The organism is Nocardiopsis sp. NPDC006139, assembly GCF_040614155.1.
GTDB classification, from domain to species: Bacteria; Actinomycetota; Actinomycetes; order Streptosporangiales; family Streptosporangiaceae; genus Nocardiopsis; species Nocardiopsis changdeensis.
This window is the reverse complement of the sequence record NZ_JBEXTT010000039.1, coordinates 14,316-28,415: the sequence shown is the minus strand read 5'-3', so window position 1 is coordinate 28,415 and position 14,100 is coordinate 14,316. Positions and strand designations below refer to the sequence as shown.

Annotated in this window: 14 protein-coding genes and 1 pseudogene; 1 reads left to right on the top strand and 14 read right to left on the bottom strand. The window is 72.2% G+C overall.

The window, feature by feature from the left end; genetic code table 11:
- The 6 genes and pseudogenes from ABZ249_RS31355 to ABZ249_RS31330 form a co-directional block, all read right to left on the bottom strand.
- A pseudogene (locus ABZ249_RS31355) lies at nucleotides 1-94 on the bottom strand (dihydrofolate reductase); the annotation flags it as partial.
- A 673-nt stretch (nucleotides 95-767) separates the two neighbouring features.
- Entirely contained in the window at nucleotides 768-1,997 is a 1,230-nt protein-coding gene (locus tag ABZ249_RS31350; RefSeq protein ID WP_355269959.1) for an MFS transporter, read from the bottom strand.
- The gene (locus tag ABZ249_RS31345; protein WP_355269957.1) at nucleotides 1,994-2,659 is read right to left on the bottom strand and encodes an RraA family protein; all 666 of its coding nucleotides are present in this window, start codon (nucleotides 2,657-2,659) and stop codon (nucleotides 1,994-1,996) included. Before ABZ249_RS31345 ends, ABZ249_RS31350 begins: the two co-directional genes overlap by 4 nt.
- Complete coding sequence (locus tag ABZ249_RS31340) at nucleotides 2,656-3,012, bottom strand: DUF4387 domain-containing protein (RefSeq protein ID WP_355269955.1); 357 nt, start codon at nucleotides 3,010-3,012, stop codon at nucleotides 2,656-2,658. Before ABZ249_RS31340 ends, ABZ249_RS31345 begins: the two co-directional genes overlap by 4 nt.
- A complete protein-coding gene (locus ABZ249_RS31335) occupies nucleotides 3,005-4,396 on the bottom strand; it encodes an acyclic terpene utilization AtuA family protein (protein WP_355269953.1) in 1,392 nt (463 codons plus the stop codon). Before ABZ249_RS31335 ends, ABZ249_RS31340 begins: the two co-directional genes overlap by 8 nt.
- Nucleotides 4,397-4,448: 52 nt before the next feature.
- Entirely contained in the window at nucleotides 4,449-5,741 is a 1,293-nt protein-coding gene (locus ABZ249_RS31330; protein WP_355269951.1) for an MFS transporter, read from the bottom strand.
- 131 nt (nucleotides 5,742-5,872) lie between these two features.
- On the opposite strand from ABZ249_RS31330, the gene ABZ249_RS31325 reads away from it, so the two are divergent.
- Nucleotides 5,873-6,622 carry a GntR family transcriptional regulator gene (locus ABZ249_RS31325; RefSeq protein ID WP_355269948.1) on the top strand — a complete coding sequence of 250 codons (750 nt, stop codon included), beginning with the start codon at nucleotides 5,873-5,875 and terminating at the stop codon, nucleotides 6,620-6,622.
- 358 nt (nucleotides 6,623-6,980) lie between these two features.
- On the opposite strand, the gene ABZ249_RS31320 is transcribed toward ABZ249_RS31325, so the two are convergent.
- The 8 genes from ABZ249_RS31320 to ABZ249_RS31285 all read right to left on the bottom strand — a co-directional run bounded on the left by ABZ249_RS31320 (nucleotide 6,981) and on the right by ABZ249_RS31285 (nucleotide 13,924).
- On the bottom strand, nucleotides 6,981-7,715 hold the full coding sequence (locus tag ABZ249_RS31320) for a GIDE domain-containing protein (RefSeq protein WP_355269946.1): 735 nt from the start codon (nucleotides 7,713-7,715) through the stop codon (nucleotides 6,981-6,983).
- 66 nt (nucleotides 7,716-7,781) lie between these two features.
- Nucleotides 7,782-8,132, bottom strand: coding sequence for a monovalent cation/H(+) antiporter subunit G (gene mnhG, locus ABZ249_RS31315; RefSeq protein WP_355269944.1), 351 nt, complete (start codon nucleotides 8,130-8,132; stop codon nucleotides 7,782-7,784).
- Complete coding sequence (locus ABZ249_RS31310; RefSeq protein ID WP_355269942.1) at nucleotides 8,129-8,386, bottom strand: monovalent cation/H+ antiporter complex subunit F; 258 nt, start codon at nucleotides 8,384-8,386, stop codon at nucleotides 8,129-8,131. The genes mnhG and ABZ249_RS31310 overlap by 4 nt, the downstream gene beginning before the upstream one ends.
- On the bottom strand, nucleotides 8,383-8,760 hold the full coding sequence (locus ABZ249_RS31305) for a Na+/H+ antiporter subunit E (RefSeq protein ID WP_355269940.1): 378 nt from the start codon (nucleotides 8,758-8,760) through the stop codon (nucleotides 8,383-8,385). Before ABZ249_RS31305 ends, ABZ249_RS31310 begins: the two co-directional genes overlap by 4 nt.
- Nucleotides 8,757-10,274: a monovalent cation/H+ antiporter subunit D family protein gene (locus ABZ249_RS31300; protein ID WP_355269938.1), complete on the bottom strand. Its 1,518-nt coding sequence runs from the start codon at nucleotides 10,272-10,274 to the stop codon at nucleotides 8,757-8,759. Before ABZ249_RS31300 ends, ABZ249_RS31305 begins: the two co-directional genes overlap by 4 nt.
- Nucleotides 10,271-10,579 (bottom strand): cation:proton antiporter subunit C, encoded by a 309-nt coding sequence (locus ABZ249_RS31295; RefSeq protein WP_355269936.1) that lies wholly within the window; start codon nucleotides 10,577-10,579, stop codon nucleotides 10,271-10,273. Before ABZ249_RS31295 ends, ABZ249_RS31300 begins: the two co-directional genes overlap by 4 nt.
- On the bottom strand, nucleotides 10,576-13,416 hold the full coding sequence (locus tag ABZ249_RS31290; RefSeq protein WP_355269934.1) for a DUF4040 family protein: 2,841 nt from the start codon (nucleotides 13,414-13,416) through the stop codon (nucleotides 10,576-10,578). Before ABZ249_RS31290 ends, ABZ249_RS31295 begins: the two co-directional genes overlap by 4 nt.
- A gap of 274 nt (nucleotides 13,417-13,690) precedes the next feature.
- Nucleotides 13,691-13,924 (bottom strand): hypothetical protein, encoded by a 234-nt coding sequence (locus ABZ249_RS31285; RefSeq protein ID WP_355269932.1) that lies wholly within the window; start codon nucleotides 13,922-13,924, stop codon nucleotides 13,691-13,693.
- Between the last annotated feature and the right edge of the window lie 176 nt (nucleotides 13,925-14,100).

Genomic DNA, 14,100 nt, shown 5'->3' with positions numbered 1-14,100 from the left:
CCGGCGCCGGCCCCCCGGCGTAGACGTCCACCGTGAGCGCCTCCGGCGCGTTGCGGCGGTTCTCCTCCCACTGCACCAGTGCCCGGCCTGCCATGCATCATCCTCCGAAAGAGCGGTGAAGAGCACAGGCGACGGGCCCGCAGGGCCAAGGGTCGCACATATGCTTCTTGTTTGAAATTTGCCATAGCATAACAAGTGCAGAGTGCACTTCAGGAGTCGCGGTACCGCGGAAGCGACGGGGCCGTCCGGTCGACTCGTCCTACGAAGTGCAGACCTCCCGGGAGGGGGTGCCACGCACACCCGGGCGCAGGACCTTTGCCGCCCCGGTCCGATCACCTATTACGACCTGCCGCTTCGGAACCGCCGACAGGGCTCCGACGATCCCGAAGGGCGTGCCGCCGACCGGGGCGGCCAGGCGCGCGACGACATCGGGGCCCGCCACGGTCCAACGGGGGCGATCACGTAGGCCCCGGCCGCCGGGTACACCCTGTACCGGCAGGCGGGCAGGAGCCGTGTCACCGGGTCTCCCGGCGTGTTCAACGCCCACACCGCGACGATGGCCGCGGATGCGAGAGGGCCGGGCTCGCGGGAGGCCGTGACCCGCGCTGCGTAGAGCTGTCATAGACCGTAGCCGAAGAGGAGCGGCGAAGAGCGGGTGGCTCCGTCCGTCGACTGCGATGATCGCGCCGGGCGCCCACCGCGTCGGCCCTGGTGGAGGCCGCGCGGTGGGCGCCACCAGGGCCGGTGGCTCCGTCCCGACGGAGGGGTCAGCGATTCCGCAGCCCGGGGTCGGCGGCGGTCAGCAGTAGTGCCGCCGCACCGAGCCCTGCGATGATCCAGCCCAGGGCGTGCAGTCCGGCGTCGGTGGGTGTCGCCCCGAAGACCGGGCCGATGACCCCTGAGGCCGCGATCGCGCTGAGCTGCACGGCGGTGCGCGACAGACCCGACACCACCCCCATCCGCCCCGCGGGCGCCTGCCGGTGGAGCACCACCTGGTTGGACACCGCGGCGAGCCCCTGCGGGGGGCCGAACAGCACGATCACAGCCAGCAGGAGCCATACGGACGCGTCGGCATCGACACGGGTCAGCAGCAGTCCGCCCGCGATCGGGACGGCCGCGGCCACGACCAGCGGTACACGGACGCCGCGGACGCGGGAGACGAGCGCGGCGGCCGCCCCCGCCAGGACGACCCCGGGCAGCTGCATCCACCCGGCGGCGTCGGCCGTGTACCCGGCCGCCGCCTGCATCCAGGGCGTGAGCCCGTAGACGACCAGGTACGTGCACGCGTGCACCAGGAACATCCGCCCGTAGGTGCGCAGCAGCTCCGGACGGGCCGCGAGCACGCGCAGCACCGGGAACCGCCGCGATCGTCCCCCGGGGGCCTCCGGCCGCTGATGGGTCCGGTCGGAGGGCAGGCCGGCCAGAGCGCACGCCGCCGCGACCACCGCGTAGGGGGTGTTGACGACGAAGATCGCCTGCCAGCCGAAGGATTCCACGAGGACTCCGCCCAGTACCGGCCCGACGGCGGCGCTGACCAGGCTCGACACCGAGAGCGCGGAGAACAGCCCGCGGGGCGGCTCGCGCCCCGTGCGCACGGACCGGTTCCTGATCGCCGTCATCGCCGCCGGGTAGGCCGCGGACGTCCCGATGCCGACGGCCACGCGCGACACCAGCGCCCCGGCGAACGTCGGCGCCAGGAGCGGGACCAGTCCGGCGGCCGCGGCGAGGGCCATTCCGGCGACGTAGAGCCGCTTGGGCCCGTACCGGTCCACCAGCCTGCCCAGCACCGGCTGGGAAACCGCGCTCGCCGCGTACAGAGCCGTCACCAGCAGGATCACGTCCGACGCTTCGGTGCCGGTCGCCCGGGAGATGGGTACCAGCGCGACCGCGATCATGGTGGTGTTGACGGAGTTGAGCGCGGGCCCCAGGAGGACCGGCAGCGCGAAGCGGGGGCCGAAACCCGCTGTGTCCGTCCCGTCTTCCCGGGGGCCGTTCAATGCCGGACCCGCTTGAGGGCCAGCAGCCCCTCGGGGGTGAACTCCGCGGACCGCGCCCAGGTGACGATCCGCTGCTCCTCCTCGCGGATCTCCGCGGCCAGGCCGGGCAGCTCCCCCTCGGTCCCGGAGGGGACCTTGAGCACGCCGTGTTCGTCGCCGTGCAGCAGGTCGCCCGGTGCGACGTCCAGGCCCGCCACCCGCACGGGGACGCCGACCGCGGTGAGCCGCATGTGGGCGCGGGCCACGCAGGGGCCCGCCGCGTGCACGGCGTACCCCATCCCTCGCAGGTCCGGGAGGTCGCGCACGCGGCCGTTGGTCACGAACCCGGAGATCCCCAGCGCGTCCAGCAGCGTCCCGTTGACCTCGCCGAGGAACGCTCCGGCGCCGGGTTCGTCGTCGAGGTCCTGGACGACCACGACCACCGGGCCCTCGACCGCGAGGACCGCCCGGTGCAGCTCGGAGACGGGGACCGCGTCGTCCCCCGGGCGGCGGGCCCGCATGGTGGCGGTGACGGCGGTGCCCAGCAGGGTCCCGCCGGTGATCCGGTGGATAGAGCCGTCGGTGTACTGCTGCCCGTCAGCCCCGGCCGGGGTGCGGCGCAGGGCGTTGCTCAGGGCGGGCGTGTCCCACCCGGCGAGCGCGGCGGGGTCGGGCGCGGTCACGGGTTCTCCTCCGGGCGTGCGGTGACGGACGGGACCAGGGACGCCAGGGGCACGTGGTGCTGCCCCGAGTGGACGTCGCGGTCCCGGAAGCCGCCCTGCGGCACCTGCCGCGGGAAGGAGATCTTGACGACCTTCAGTTCGGGGATGCGGAAGATCCGCACCTGCTCGGCCGGGGCGCCGTAGAGCCGTGAGACGACGTCCTCGTTGAGGAAGTCCGCGTCGGCGGCGGCCGCGTAGCCGCGCTCGTCGCGCATGAACAGCTCCAGGGTGGTCCAGAACGGCCCGGCGTTCTTGGAGCGGACCTCCAGGGCGAGGTCGGCCAGGGTGACCGGGGTGGTCGGGGACTCAGGCATCGGCGGCGGCCTTTCGGTGGACGGGCACGCGGTGGACGGTGCGGAACAGCTCGGCGGGGTCGTCGACGTCCACGACGTGGTTGAGGACGAACTCGTAGGCCGGGCCGCGCTCGGTCTCGGCGGGCGAGAACGGGAAGGCGGTGCTGGGCAGGTAGTCCATGTCGGCGGTGGGCAGGTGCAGCATGAGCGGGTTGGCGACCTTGGCGACCGCGGTGGCGGTCTCCTGGTCACGCGCGCGGACCAGCAGCATCACGCCCACCTCGCGCGCGGGCCCCTGTGCCGGGTCGCGCTCCTGGAGGACGGCGTTGTGCCCGTAGAGGCGGATGTCCACGGCGTAGTCGTCCGGGCCCAGACGCAGGGTCCGCTCCACCCACTGGCCGAGGACCTCGCGCAGCAGGGCGGCCCAGTCATCGATGTTCGCCACGATGTGCGGGTCGCGGATCGCGGTGAACGACAGGGTCTCGTAGCCGCTGATCCGGGCGCCCTCGAGCTTGATGGTGTGCTGCTCGGCGGGTTCGAACCGCGATCCCTCGACGCGGACGATCCGGTCGTCGACGGCGCGGTAGGTCGCCCCGGTCACGTCGATGGTGCCGGCGGGCTCGCGCATCCGGAACGGGTCGGCGGTCTCGTAGAGCATGTGCGCGGCCACCGAGGTGGGCGTGCAGGAGACGGCCGGGTCGAGCGGCTCGATGGTGAACCCGTCCCGGTCGATGGTGGCCAGCACCCCGCCGCGGCGCGGGTCGGTGGTGCACTGGCCGCCGCACTCGACGATCTTGGCGGCGTGCCAGACGGGCCCGGGGGGCAGACCCCGCAGCAGCGGGTAGGCGGCCGCCACGGCGGTGTCGGTGGCGCGCCCGGCCAGCACGACGTCGGCCCCGGCGCGCAAGGCGGCCTCGATGGGCTCGTGCCCCATCATGCCGACGATGTGGGTACAGTCCTCCAGGATCCGCGGAGTGAGGTCGCCGAGCGGCGGCAGCGGGTGGATGCCGCCCGCGGCCGAGCGCTCGGCCAGGGCCGACGCCTTCTGCTCGCTGTAGATCGCGGCGACGTCCAGGTCCAGGCCCTCGGCGGCCAGGACGTCCTCGACGATGCCCGCGACCCAGTCGACGCCGGCATCGGTGCCACCGGTGCCGCAGGAGCCGACGATGAGCGGGATGCCCGCGCCTGCCGCGGCCCGGAGCAGGATGCGCAGGTCGTGTTCGACCTGGGCCCGCGTCGTTTTGGGAGTGGCCGAGCCCAGGTAGTAGGGGCCGGAGTCGGTGGACCCGCCGTCGATCGCGATGACGTCGGCGCCCAGGGCGATCCCCCGGTCGATCGTCTCGGGCGGGAACCCGGCGCCCAGCATGCCGGCGGGTGTGAGGACCCGTACGGAGGTGTCGTTCACGTGGTGCTCCTTCTGTTCGGAACGCGAAAAGGTGGGCGTGGTCGGCGGTCCTTCACAGCGCGACCGCGTCGGGGTTGCGGCGGCGGTGCAGTTCGACGGGCACCACTGCGGCCACGGCGAGCGCCGCGAGCAGCGCGGCGTCCAAGAGCAGGAAGCGCCACCCGGTGAGGTCGACCAGGGCGCCGACCAGGGCCGGTCCGAGGAAGCTCCCGCCGGCGTAGCCGACCGTGTAGAGCCCGGTGTAGGTGCCCAGGACCCGGGCGGAGGGGGCGAGGTTCCACAGGATGACGGCGGCGTTGACCATGAACCCGGCGGCGGCGACCGCGGTCAGCCCGAGCATGACGAGGGTTCCGGCGGGGGTGGCGAACACCGTGCCCACGACCATCGCGACGGCGAACAGCGCCATGCCCAGGCCCATCACGCGCAGCCGCCCGATGCGCTCGGAGAGCAGGGCCGCCGGCAGCGCGACCAGGATGAACACCACGCCGCTGGACAGGGTCAGGCCGCCGGCGTCGCCGCGCGACAGGCCCAGGACCTCCATGCCGTACGGGGTGATCAGCGCCCGGACCGACGCCCAGGCCCCGCCGAAGAAGAGGATGGCGACGAGGATGAGCAGCCGGTCGCGGTTGCGGTCGCGGGCGATGTCGGCGACGACGGCCCACACGCTCGTGGAGGCCGGGGCCGCCTCGCTGTGTTCGGCGTTCTCCGCTGTCCGTGCTTCCTCGGCCTCGACGGCGCGGTAGGCGGGCGAGTCACTGTCCCGGATGTTCGCGACGAGCACGGTGACGGCGACGAGCATCAGGGCCGAGGGCACCCAGAAGGCGAGCACCGGGTGGGAGTCGATCATGAAGGCGCTGATCAGCGCGGAGACGATGATCGTCAGGCTGGTGGCGATCTTGACCGCGGCCGCCGCCCGGCTGCGGCGTTCGGGGCGGATGAAGTCCGGGAGCAGGGCCTCGGTGACGGGCTTGAAGCTGTTGGCCACCAGCGCGTAGGCGAAGATCACCGCGATCAGCACCGGGAGCGAGGACGCCAGGGGCAGAGCGGCGAACAGCAGCGCCGCGACCGGCATGCCGACCACCAGATAGGGGATGCGCCGACCCCAGCGGGTGCGTGTGTTGTCCGAGCGGTTGCCCATCCACGGCTGGACGAAGATGCCCAGAAGGTTGTCCATCCCCATGATCAATCCGACGAGCGCCGTGCTCGCGAGGTACTCGCGCAGCAGCGGGGGGACCTGGGCGTCGTAGAAACTCCACGTCGACTCCTGGGCGAACACCGCCAGTGCGACGAAGAAGGTGATCCGGCGCCCCGCCGACCGCTCGGCGGCGGTGTTCAGAGTTGTCATCGGCATCCTCCGCGGGCCTTCTGACCGGGGCGGTGTGACCCCGGCCACGCCGACTCTAGTTTTGCTATTGCAAGTTTGTCAAAAGTGGCAAAATCGCCAACGGGGGGCCGGAGTCCGGTATCGTCGGGGGTATGACCGGCCGGCAGTTGCGCACCCTGACCACTGAGACGCTCGCCGATCGCACGTACCGGGCGGTGCGCGACGCCATCAGATCCGGGGAACTCGGCCCCGGGGAGAAGATCACCGAACGCGGGCTCGCCGAGCGCCTGTCCGTGAGCCCGACGCCGGTGCGCGAGGCCATCCGCAGGCTGGAGCGGGAGGGCCTGCTCGACCGCACCGGCCCCCGCACCATCGTCGTCTCGGCGTTGGAGGACAGCGCGCTCCAGGACCTGGCCGAGGTCGAGGTCGCGCTGCGCGGCCTGGTCGCGCGCTTCGCCGCCCGCCACGGCACCGGCGCCCAGCTGGACCGGCTCGACGGCATCCTCGATGAGGCCGACGACCTGCTGATCCTCATCCAGCAACGGAGCGCGCAGCAGCGTCCTGTCGACGACCACATCGGCGCCCTGCTCGACACCATGCAGCAGTTCAACGACACGGTGAACGCCTGCGCGCACAACCCCGTCCTGGTGGGCCTGGTGGAGCAGACGCGCGTCTTCTCGCGGGCCGAGCGCCGCACCCGGCTGCTGGAGCACATCCGGGCCGGGGACCTGTCCGCGCTGGACCGCTACGGCTACCACCGCGCCCTGGTCCGCGCGCTGCGGGACCGGGACGCGGAGGCGGCGGAGCGGATCGTGATGGAGGACGCCCGTGGAGGGCTCCTCGGGCGCCGACCGCTCTCGGGGGTCGAGGACACCGAGGCGGGTGGCCGGGACTCCGCGTAGCGGCGCGTGGCGGCGGAGACCGGCGGTAGCGCCGCCCGGCGGTCAGGGGTCGCTACGCGCGAACCGGACCGCGGCGGCGCAGCCGGGCAGGGCGATCCACCCCGCCGGCACGGGCGCGCCCGCGGCCCCGGTCGATATCGCAGGGCCGGGCGCACCAGCGACGGCCAGAGGGTGGGGCTCACGGACCAGGGCTCTGACGAGGACGAGGCCGTCCAGGGCAGGGGTTGAGGGGGCGCGGACGACGAGGTCGCGCAGGGCCGTTCACGGGTCGAGTCACGTGTCGGTTCCGGCGGTTCGACAACGCTGGATACCACCGCGCGGACCTGAGCTGCCGCCTCCGGGAATCCGGTGTGAGCGGTCACAGGAGCCACAGGGTGACCGTGAGCGAGCCGAGGAAGGCGGCGCCGGCGAGGACCTGCCTCGTCAGGTGGGCGTCGTACAACTGCGGGGCGGTGCGTGTCGAGAGCAGCAGGTAGCCGTCAGAGGAGCTGGCGATGAGGGTGTCCTCGTTCCACTCGTAGGCGGTTCCGTTGACCAGCAGACGGGTCCCGGGCTTGACGGCCCACTCCCGGTAGGAACGGCCGGCGCTCGAATGGGAGTGCTCGGGCCGCAGCTCCCGCCTGGTCTCCGCCCTGCCGAGAGCACCCTCCGCCAGGGGATCGACCACGAAGGAGTCATGGGTGAGGGCGACCTTGTCCATGACGGCTCCACGGGGGTGGCACCACGCGCTCCCCGTCCTGTCCTGGAGCCGGAAGGGCGCCTCGCTCTGCTCCGCGTGGACCAGGGTCATGCGAAGGCGCTCGTAGGGGGAGTCCTCGGCGGGGCGATGGTCCCACACCTCGATCCGGTACCACACGCACCTGGTGCCGGAGTAGGGGGCGACCAGCGGCCCCGCGGGGCCCGGCACCGCGTTCCCGTCGACCAGCACGGGGGTGCCCGAGCGGGGCAGGTCCCGCAGCGGAGGCGTCCGGGAGCGGCGCATCCTCGTGGACCGTGCGCGCGTGCGCAGCACCCGGGCGAGCAGGAGGGCGCTGAGCACGGTGGCCAGCAGGGCCAGGAGCTGGAACGCGGTCCGCGATCCACCGACGAACATGTCATCCATAGTCGCCACCTCCTCGTTCCGGTGGCCGCGGTGACAGGCCACCGGAACGGAACAGGCTCAGCCCTCCTCCGAACGGTCCGTGTCCGCCTCGGCGAGGGCGTCGTGCCGGGTGGCGGGGGAAAGGGGTGTTCCCGCCAGGTACCCCGCCCGGGCCAGGGCGTTGCCGCCGACAGCCGCGGTGGCCAGCTGTACGAGCAGGGCCAGGCCGATCTTGAGCGCGTTCTCCATCGAGGGGAACCACAGCAGCAGACCGAGCAGGAGCAGGGCCGTCCCCAGTCCGGCCGAGACCGAGACCCCGTGCAGGCGGGCGTAGAAGTCGCGCAGCCGCACGAGGCCGAGGGCTCCCACCGCGAAGACGGACGCGCCGGCGATCACACAGGCCACGGCGAGCATCTCGAACGGGGTCATCGTTTGCCTCCGGAGATCAGTCGGGCCAGGGACAGGGCGGAGAGGAATCCCACGAGGGCGCACACGAGCACGATGTCGACCACCAGGTCGGAGTCGACGCGAAGGCCGAGGGCGACCACGAGGCCGACGAAACCGAAGAAGACCACGTCGGCCCCGGCCGCCCTGTCCGCCCGGTCGGGGCCCGAGAGGATCCGGTGGACGGCCACGGCCATGGACGTCCCGAGGAGCAGCAGCGCGATGTCGACGGGGTTCATCGGGTCTCCTCCCCCCGGGGCGCGGCCTTCGTCCGTCCGGGGCGTGTCAGGCTCAACAGGTAGTCCTCCATCTGTCGGATGTCGTCGAGGAAGGCTTGCTCGTCAGCGGTGTACATGCCGTGCACCCACAGGGCGGGCGGGTCGGTGCGGGTGGCCACGGTCACCGTTCCGGGGGTCAGGGAGACCATGTTGGCGAGGGCCGTGATCTCCAGGTCGGTGCGACAGCGCAACGGGACTTCGATCAGGGCGGGCACGGACGCGCTGCCGGGGGTGAGGATGTCCCAGGCGACCCGGAGCGTGGACGTCACCACCCGGGAGCCGTAGAAGAACGGGAACCACGCCGTCCGCAGAATCCTGTACAGGAAAGGGGTCATCGGTTCGTCACCGCCTCGACGTAGGTGGAGGTGTCCAGCAGGTGGCCCGCGGCCTGGGCGCTCAGGTCGAGCAGGACCTGGGCTCCCAGGCCGACGCCCAAAGTGACACCGGTCAACACCACCGCGGGCAGCACCAGGCCCGCGCGCATCCTCGTGGCGGCCGGGGCCGTGGTGATCGTCGCGCCCCTGTCGGCCGCTCCTCCGCCCGTGGATTCGGGGCCGGAGCCCGGGTCGGGACCCCAGAACACCGAGCCCCAGATCTTGAGCATCGACATCAGGGTGATGAGGCTGACGGCGATGGCGACGGCGGCGACCGCCCACTGCCCGTCGTCGAAGGCGGCGGCGACCAGGGTGAGCTTGGCGACGAAGCCGGAGAAGGGCGGCAGTCCGGCCAGGGACAGGGCCGCGCCCAGGAAGGCCAGGGACAGCAGCGGTTCCCGGCGGGCCAGCCCTCCCAGCCGGTCGAGTCCGCCGGTGCCGTGGACGTGCTCGATCGCTCCGGTGGACAGGAACAGGGACGCCTTCACCACCATGTGGTGGATGAGGTAGAAGATGCCCGCCATCAGTCCCAGTTCGGTGAACAGGGCCACGCCGAGGAGGATGTAGCCGATCTGGCTGACCATGTGGAAGACCAGGATCGAGCGGGTGGTGTCCTCCCCCACCGCCCCCAGGACCCCGATCAGCATGGTCGCGCCGAACAGCACCAGGCCCACCCACAGCAGGGAGGACTCGCCGCCGAAGACCACCGCGTAGAGGCGGTAGATCGCGTAGATGGCGACCTTGGTGTGCAGGCCGGAGAACAGGGCGGTCACCGCCGGGGAGGGCGCGGTGTAGGTGCGTGCCAGCCAGCCGTGCACGGGTACGACGGCGGCCTTGACCGACATCGCGAGAAGCACCACGCCCATGGCGACCGCGACCGCGGGCGACTCCTGGGCGGCTCCCGCGAGTTCGCCGAGCTGCACGGTTCCGGCGGCGCCGTAGACCAGGGCGACCCCGGCCAGGAACACGGTCGAGGTCAACAGGTTGACCGCGACGTACGTCCGTCCGCCACGCAGGCCTCGCAGGGTCCCGGCGATGGCCATCAGCCCGTAGGAGGGCAGCAGCATCACCTCGACGAACACGAAGAGGTTGAACAGGTCTCCCGTGAGCAGCGCCCCGTACACCCCTGCGGACAGCACTAGGACCAGGGTGGGGAAGAAGCGGCGGTCGGCTTCGCCGGTGGCGACGGCGAAGGCCGAGCACACCAGCACCAGCAGGGCGGTGGTGGTGACCATCAGCGCGCTGAAGGTGTCGGCGGCGAAGGGGATGGCCACCCCTGCGGGCCACAGGCCCACCTGGTGGGCGTGCACCTCTCCCTCTCGGGTGCACCAGAGCAGGACGGCTCCGGCGGCGAGGGCGAGGGCGCTGGTCCCCAGGAACAGGGTGCGGGCCACCACACGTGCGAGGGGCAGGATGAGCAGCGCGGCGCCCAGGAGGGGAGCAGCGACCAGCACGGGCAGGAGAACGGGGATCATGAGGCGTCCTCGGTGTCGTCGCTCCCACCGGTCGCGGCAAGGGCGAGCATGTAGATGGTGATGGAGAAGGCGATGACGATCGCCGTGAGCACGAACGCCTGGGGCAGGGGGTCGGCCATGGCGGAGCCGGTGTCGCGCCCCAGCAGGGGTTCGCCTCGGCGGGAGGCGCCGCCCGCCGACAGCAGCAGGAGGTTGACCCCGTGGCTGAGCAGGACGAAGCCCAGGACGACGCGGACCATGCCGCGTTGCAGGATCAGGTAGACGGCTCCGGCGGTCAGGACGCCGATCGTGATGGCCAGGGTCATCGGGTACCTCCGGTGGCCGGCCCGTGCCGGACGGGGTCGGGTGCGTGGTGCGCGTCGGGCTCCGGGGGGTTCTTGCGGCCGGCCCGGAGCAGCCCGAGCTGGTTGAGCGCGGTCAGCAGCACGCCGACCACGGCCAGGTAGACACCCACGTCGAAGACGAGCGCGCTGGTGAAGTGGTAGTGACCGCCCCAGGGCAGGGGGATCTCGGCGTGCAGGGGCCGCAGGAAGGACCCGTCGGCGTAGCCGAGCAGCCCGCTGGCCGCGGCGGTGAGGACGCCCGCGGCGATGAAGGCCGGGTAGGCCAGGCGGATGCGGGCCACCGAGGCGCTGGGCGCCGCCAGGTAGGCCAGGGCGAAGGCCGAACCGCCGACCAGCCCGGCGATGAAGCCCCCGCCCGGGGCGTTGTGGCCCCGCAGCAGGAGATAGAGCGACCACAGCACCAGCAGTGGGATCAGCCAGCGCGCCACGGTGCGCATGATGACGGTGTTGTCGTCGGCGTCCCAGACCGGATTGGTCCTGGCCACGCGAGGGGAGGCCTCGCCGTTCGCGATGAGACCGGACGATCGCAGGACGGCGATGATGATCAGGCCGGCCACCCCCAGGACCGTGAGTTCGCCCAGTGTGTCCAGGGCCCGGTAGTCGACCAGGATCGTGTTGACCACGTTGGTGCCGCCGGTGTCCTCGGGGGCGTGGGAGAGCAGGTAGTCGCCGACCCCGGAGGGCTCCCTGCGGCCGGTGAGCAGGTAGGCGGCCAGTCCGGCCGCGGTTCCCGCGGCCACGGCGATCACCGCGGTGAGGGCTGCGCGTGAACGGCGGACCCGGTGGAACTCGCGGGGGAGCCGGCGCAGCACCAGCACGGCCACGACCACCGTCAGGGTCTCCACCAGCAACTGGGTCAGCGCCACGTCGACGGCGCCGAGGAAGACGAACCACAGCGCGGTGGCGAACCCGGCGACCCCGACCAGCGCCAGAGCGGCCATCCGTGACCGGGTCACCACCGAGGTGAGCACCGCGACCGCCACCAGCACCACCAGGAGCCAGTCCAACGCACGTGAGGTGGGAGCGGGCGCGAGCCCGTAGTCCGGTCCCAGAGCGAAGACCACGGCAGCGAGCACGATGAGCATGACGAACGGCATGGCCAGGTGGCGAGTGGGTGCGTCGGTGCGGGTCAGGTCGCCCACGCGCATGCCCAGGGCGATGACCGCCGCGTGGGCGCGTTCGAAGACACCCGTGCCCTGGACGGGAAGGAGGCGGCGCCCGGCGAGTTCCTCCCCGGAGCGCGAGGCCCGGGCCAGGAGAGCGCCGAGGACCAGGGCCGCGGCCGACATCCCCAGGGCGGGGTTGAGTCCGTGCCACAGCGCCAGGTGGGAGTCCGCGGGAGCGAGGGCCGCGTCGCCGGCCGCCCAGGAGACGGCCGGGTCGAGCGCCGTGACTCCCAGCCCCAGGACCAGGCCCGCTGTCGCGGTGATCGCGGGGGCGGACAACAGGAGCGCGCCCGCCTCCCGGGGCGGTTCCCGGTCGGGATGGCTTCTGCTGCTCCCGCCGAAGGCCAGGTGCACGAACCGGAAGGCGTAGGCGAAGGTCGACGACGCCGCCACGACCGCGACGGCCCCGGCGACCGGACCGGTCCACGCGGGCCCCGGCGCCTGCAACAGCGCCTCGAAGACGTTCTCCTTGCTGACGAATCCCAGGAGAGGGGGGACCCCGGCCATGGACAGGGCGGCGAGCGCGCTCACCGCCGCGGTGACGGGCATCGTCCGGCGCAGACCGCCGAGTTCGCGCAGGTCCCGGGTTCCGGTCTGGTGGTCGATCACGCCCACCGACATGAACAGCGCCGACTTGAACAGGGCGTGGGCCAGGGTGTGCACGACGGCGGCGACGAGCGCCTGCGGGGTTCCCACACCGATGACGGCGATGAGGAAGCCGAGTTGGCTGACCGTGGAGTAGGCGGTGAGTTCCTTCAGGTCGTGCTGTTGCAGGGCCAGCAGGGCACCGATCACGGCGGTGGTCAGACCGGCGACGATCAGGGTGGTGCCCCACAGCGGTGTGTCGGTGAAGGCAGGGGAGAAGCGCATCGCCAGGTAGACGCCCGCCTTGACCATCGCCGCCGCGTGCAGGTAGGCGCTCACCGGGGTGCTCGCGGCCATGGCGTCGGGCAGCCAGTAGTGGAAGGGGAACTGGGCGGACTTGGTGAACACCGCGACGACGACGAGCAGTGCCACGGTGCCGGTGAAGGCGGTGTCCTGGGTCCAGGAAAGGTCGCCCAGGGTCGTGCTGAGACGGGTGGTGCCGGTGCGCACCCACAGCAGCACCACCGCGGTCAGCAGTGCCAGACCGCCCATGGCCGTGAGCAGGAACGTGCGCACCGCCGGCCGTGAGGCCCCCGGTCCGGACAGGCCGATCAGGTAGAAGGAGCAGATCGTGGTCAGCTCCCAGAAGACGAAGAGCAGGACCACGTCGTCGGCCAGGACCAGACCGGTCATCGACAGGGCGAAAGCGCTCATCAGGACGTAGAAGCCGGTCCTGCGCCCGGGCGGGAAGTAGCGGGTGGAGTAGGCCATGACCAGGGCGCCCACGCCGAGCACGAGCACGCAGAACAGCCAGGCCAGGCCGTCCATGCGCAGGTGCAACCCCACGCCGAGGGCGGGCATCCAGGGCAGGGACGCTTCCAGGATCCGGTCGTGGTTCCACAGGGAGGGCCCCTGGACGCCGACCCACAGGGCCGCCAGGGCCAGGACCAGGGCGATGGGCCACCCTGCGGCGCGGCCCAGCGGGCGTCCCAGCAGCGGGACGAGCAGGGTGGTGACGGTGAGTACGGCAAGGAGGAGCAGCAGCACGCCGCTGTCCTTTCACGGTTGCGCGCCGGTCTCCGGGCATGCGGGCACACGCCGGAGACGGCCGTGGCGCACAGGGGTGCGACACGGTCGGCGTTCAGCGAACGAAGGTGGAAGAGGGCACGCGAAAGGTGCCTCGCGCAGGACGGAGGCCGAAGAGGACCGCGGGCGATGACGTCAGGTACCGGTGCCTTGGGCAGACCGGTCTCTGACGGCGCGCGGACACGGGGCGACCGTCATACGGAGAAGAGAAGACGCCTCGACCGAGGCGGAAGGGTCAGCTGCGTCCGGGCGGGCAGGAGCTGAGTTCGCCGTGGGCGTTGGTACCCCACGAGGTGGAGTAGCCGTTGGTGCCCAAGGGGCGGGGATTGCGCACGGGCGGCTTGTGTCGTTCGGCGAAACGCGAACGGCCGACGCGGGCGTGGACGCCCAGGGCGTGGGAGCGCGCGCCTTCGAGGGGGGCGGGCGTGTGATGGCGCGGCGGAGGCGCCGGGTCCGCTGTCCGGGACATCACAGCACCTCCCCTCACATCTCGCCGAATCACAGCGACTGCCACCGTACCAGCTGTCACTTCACGCGGACCAGGAGAGGACGCCGCGCATTGGATGTGAGCAGGGTCTCAGTGGGCGCTGGGGTCATCGGGCCGGCCTTCCGGAGTCCCTGAGGGGACCGCAGGACGCGCCGAGG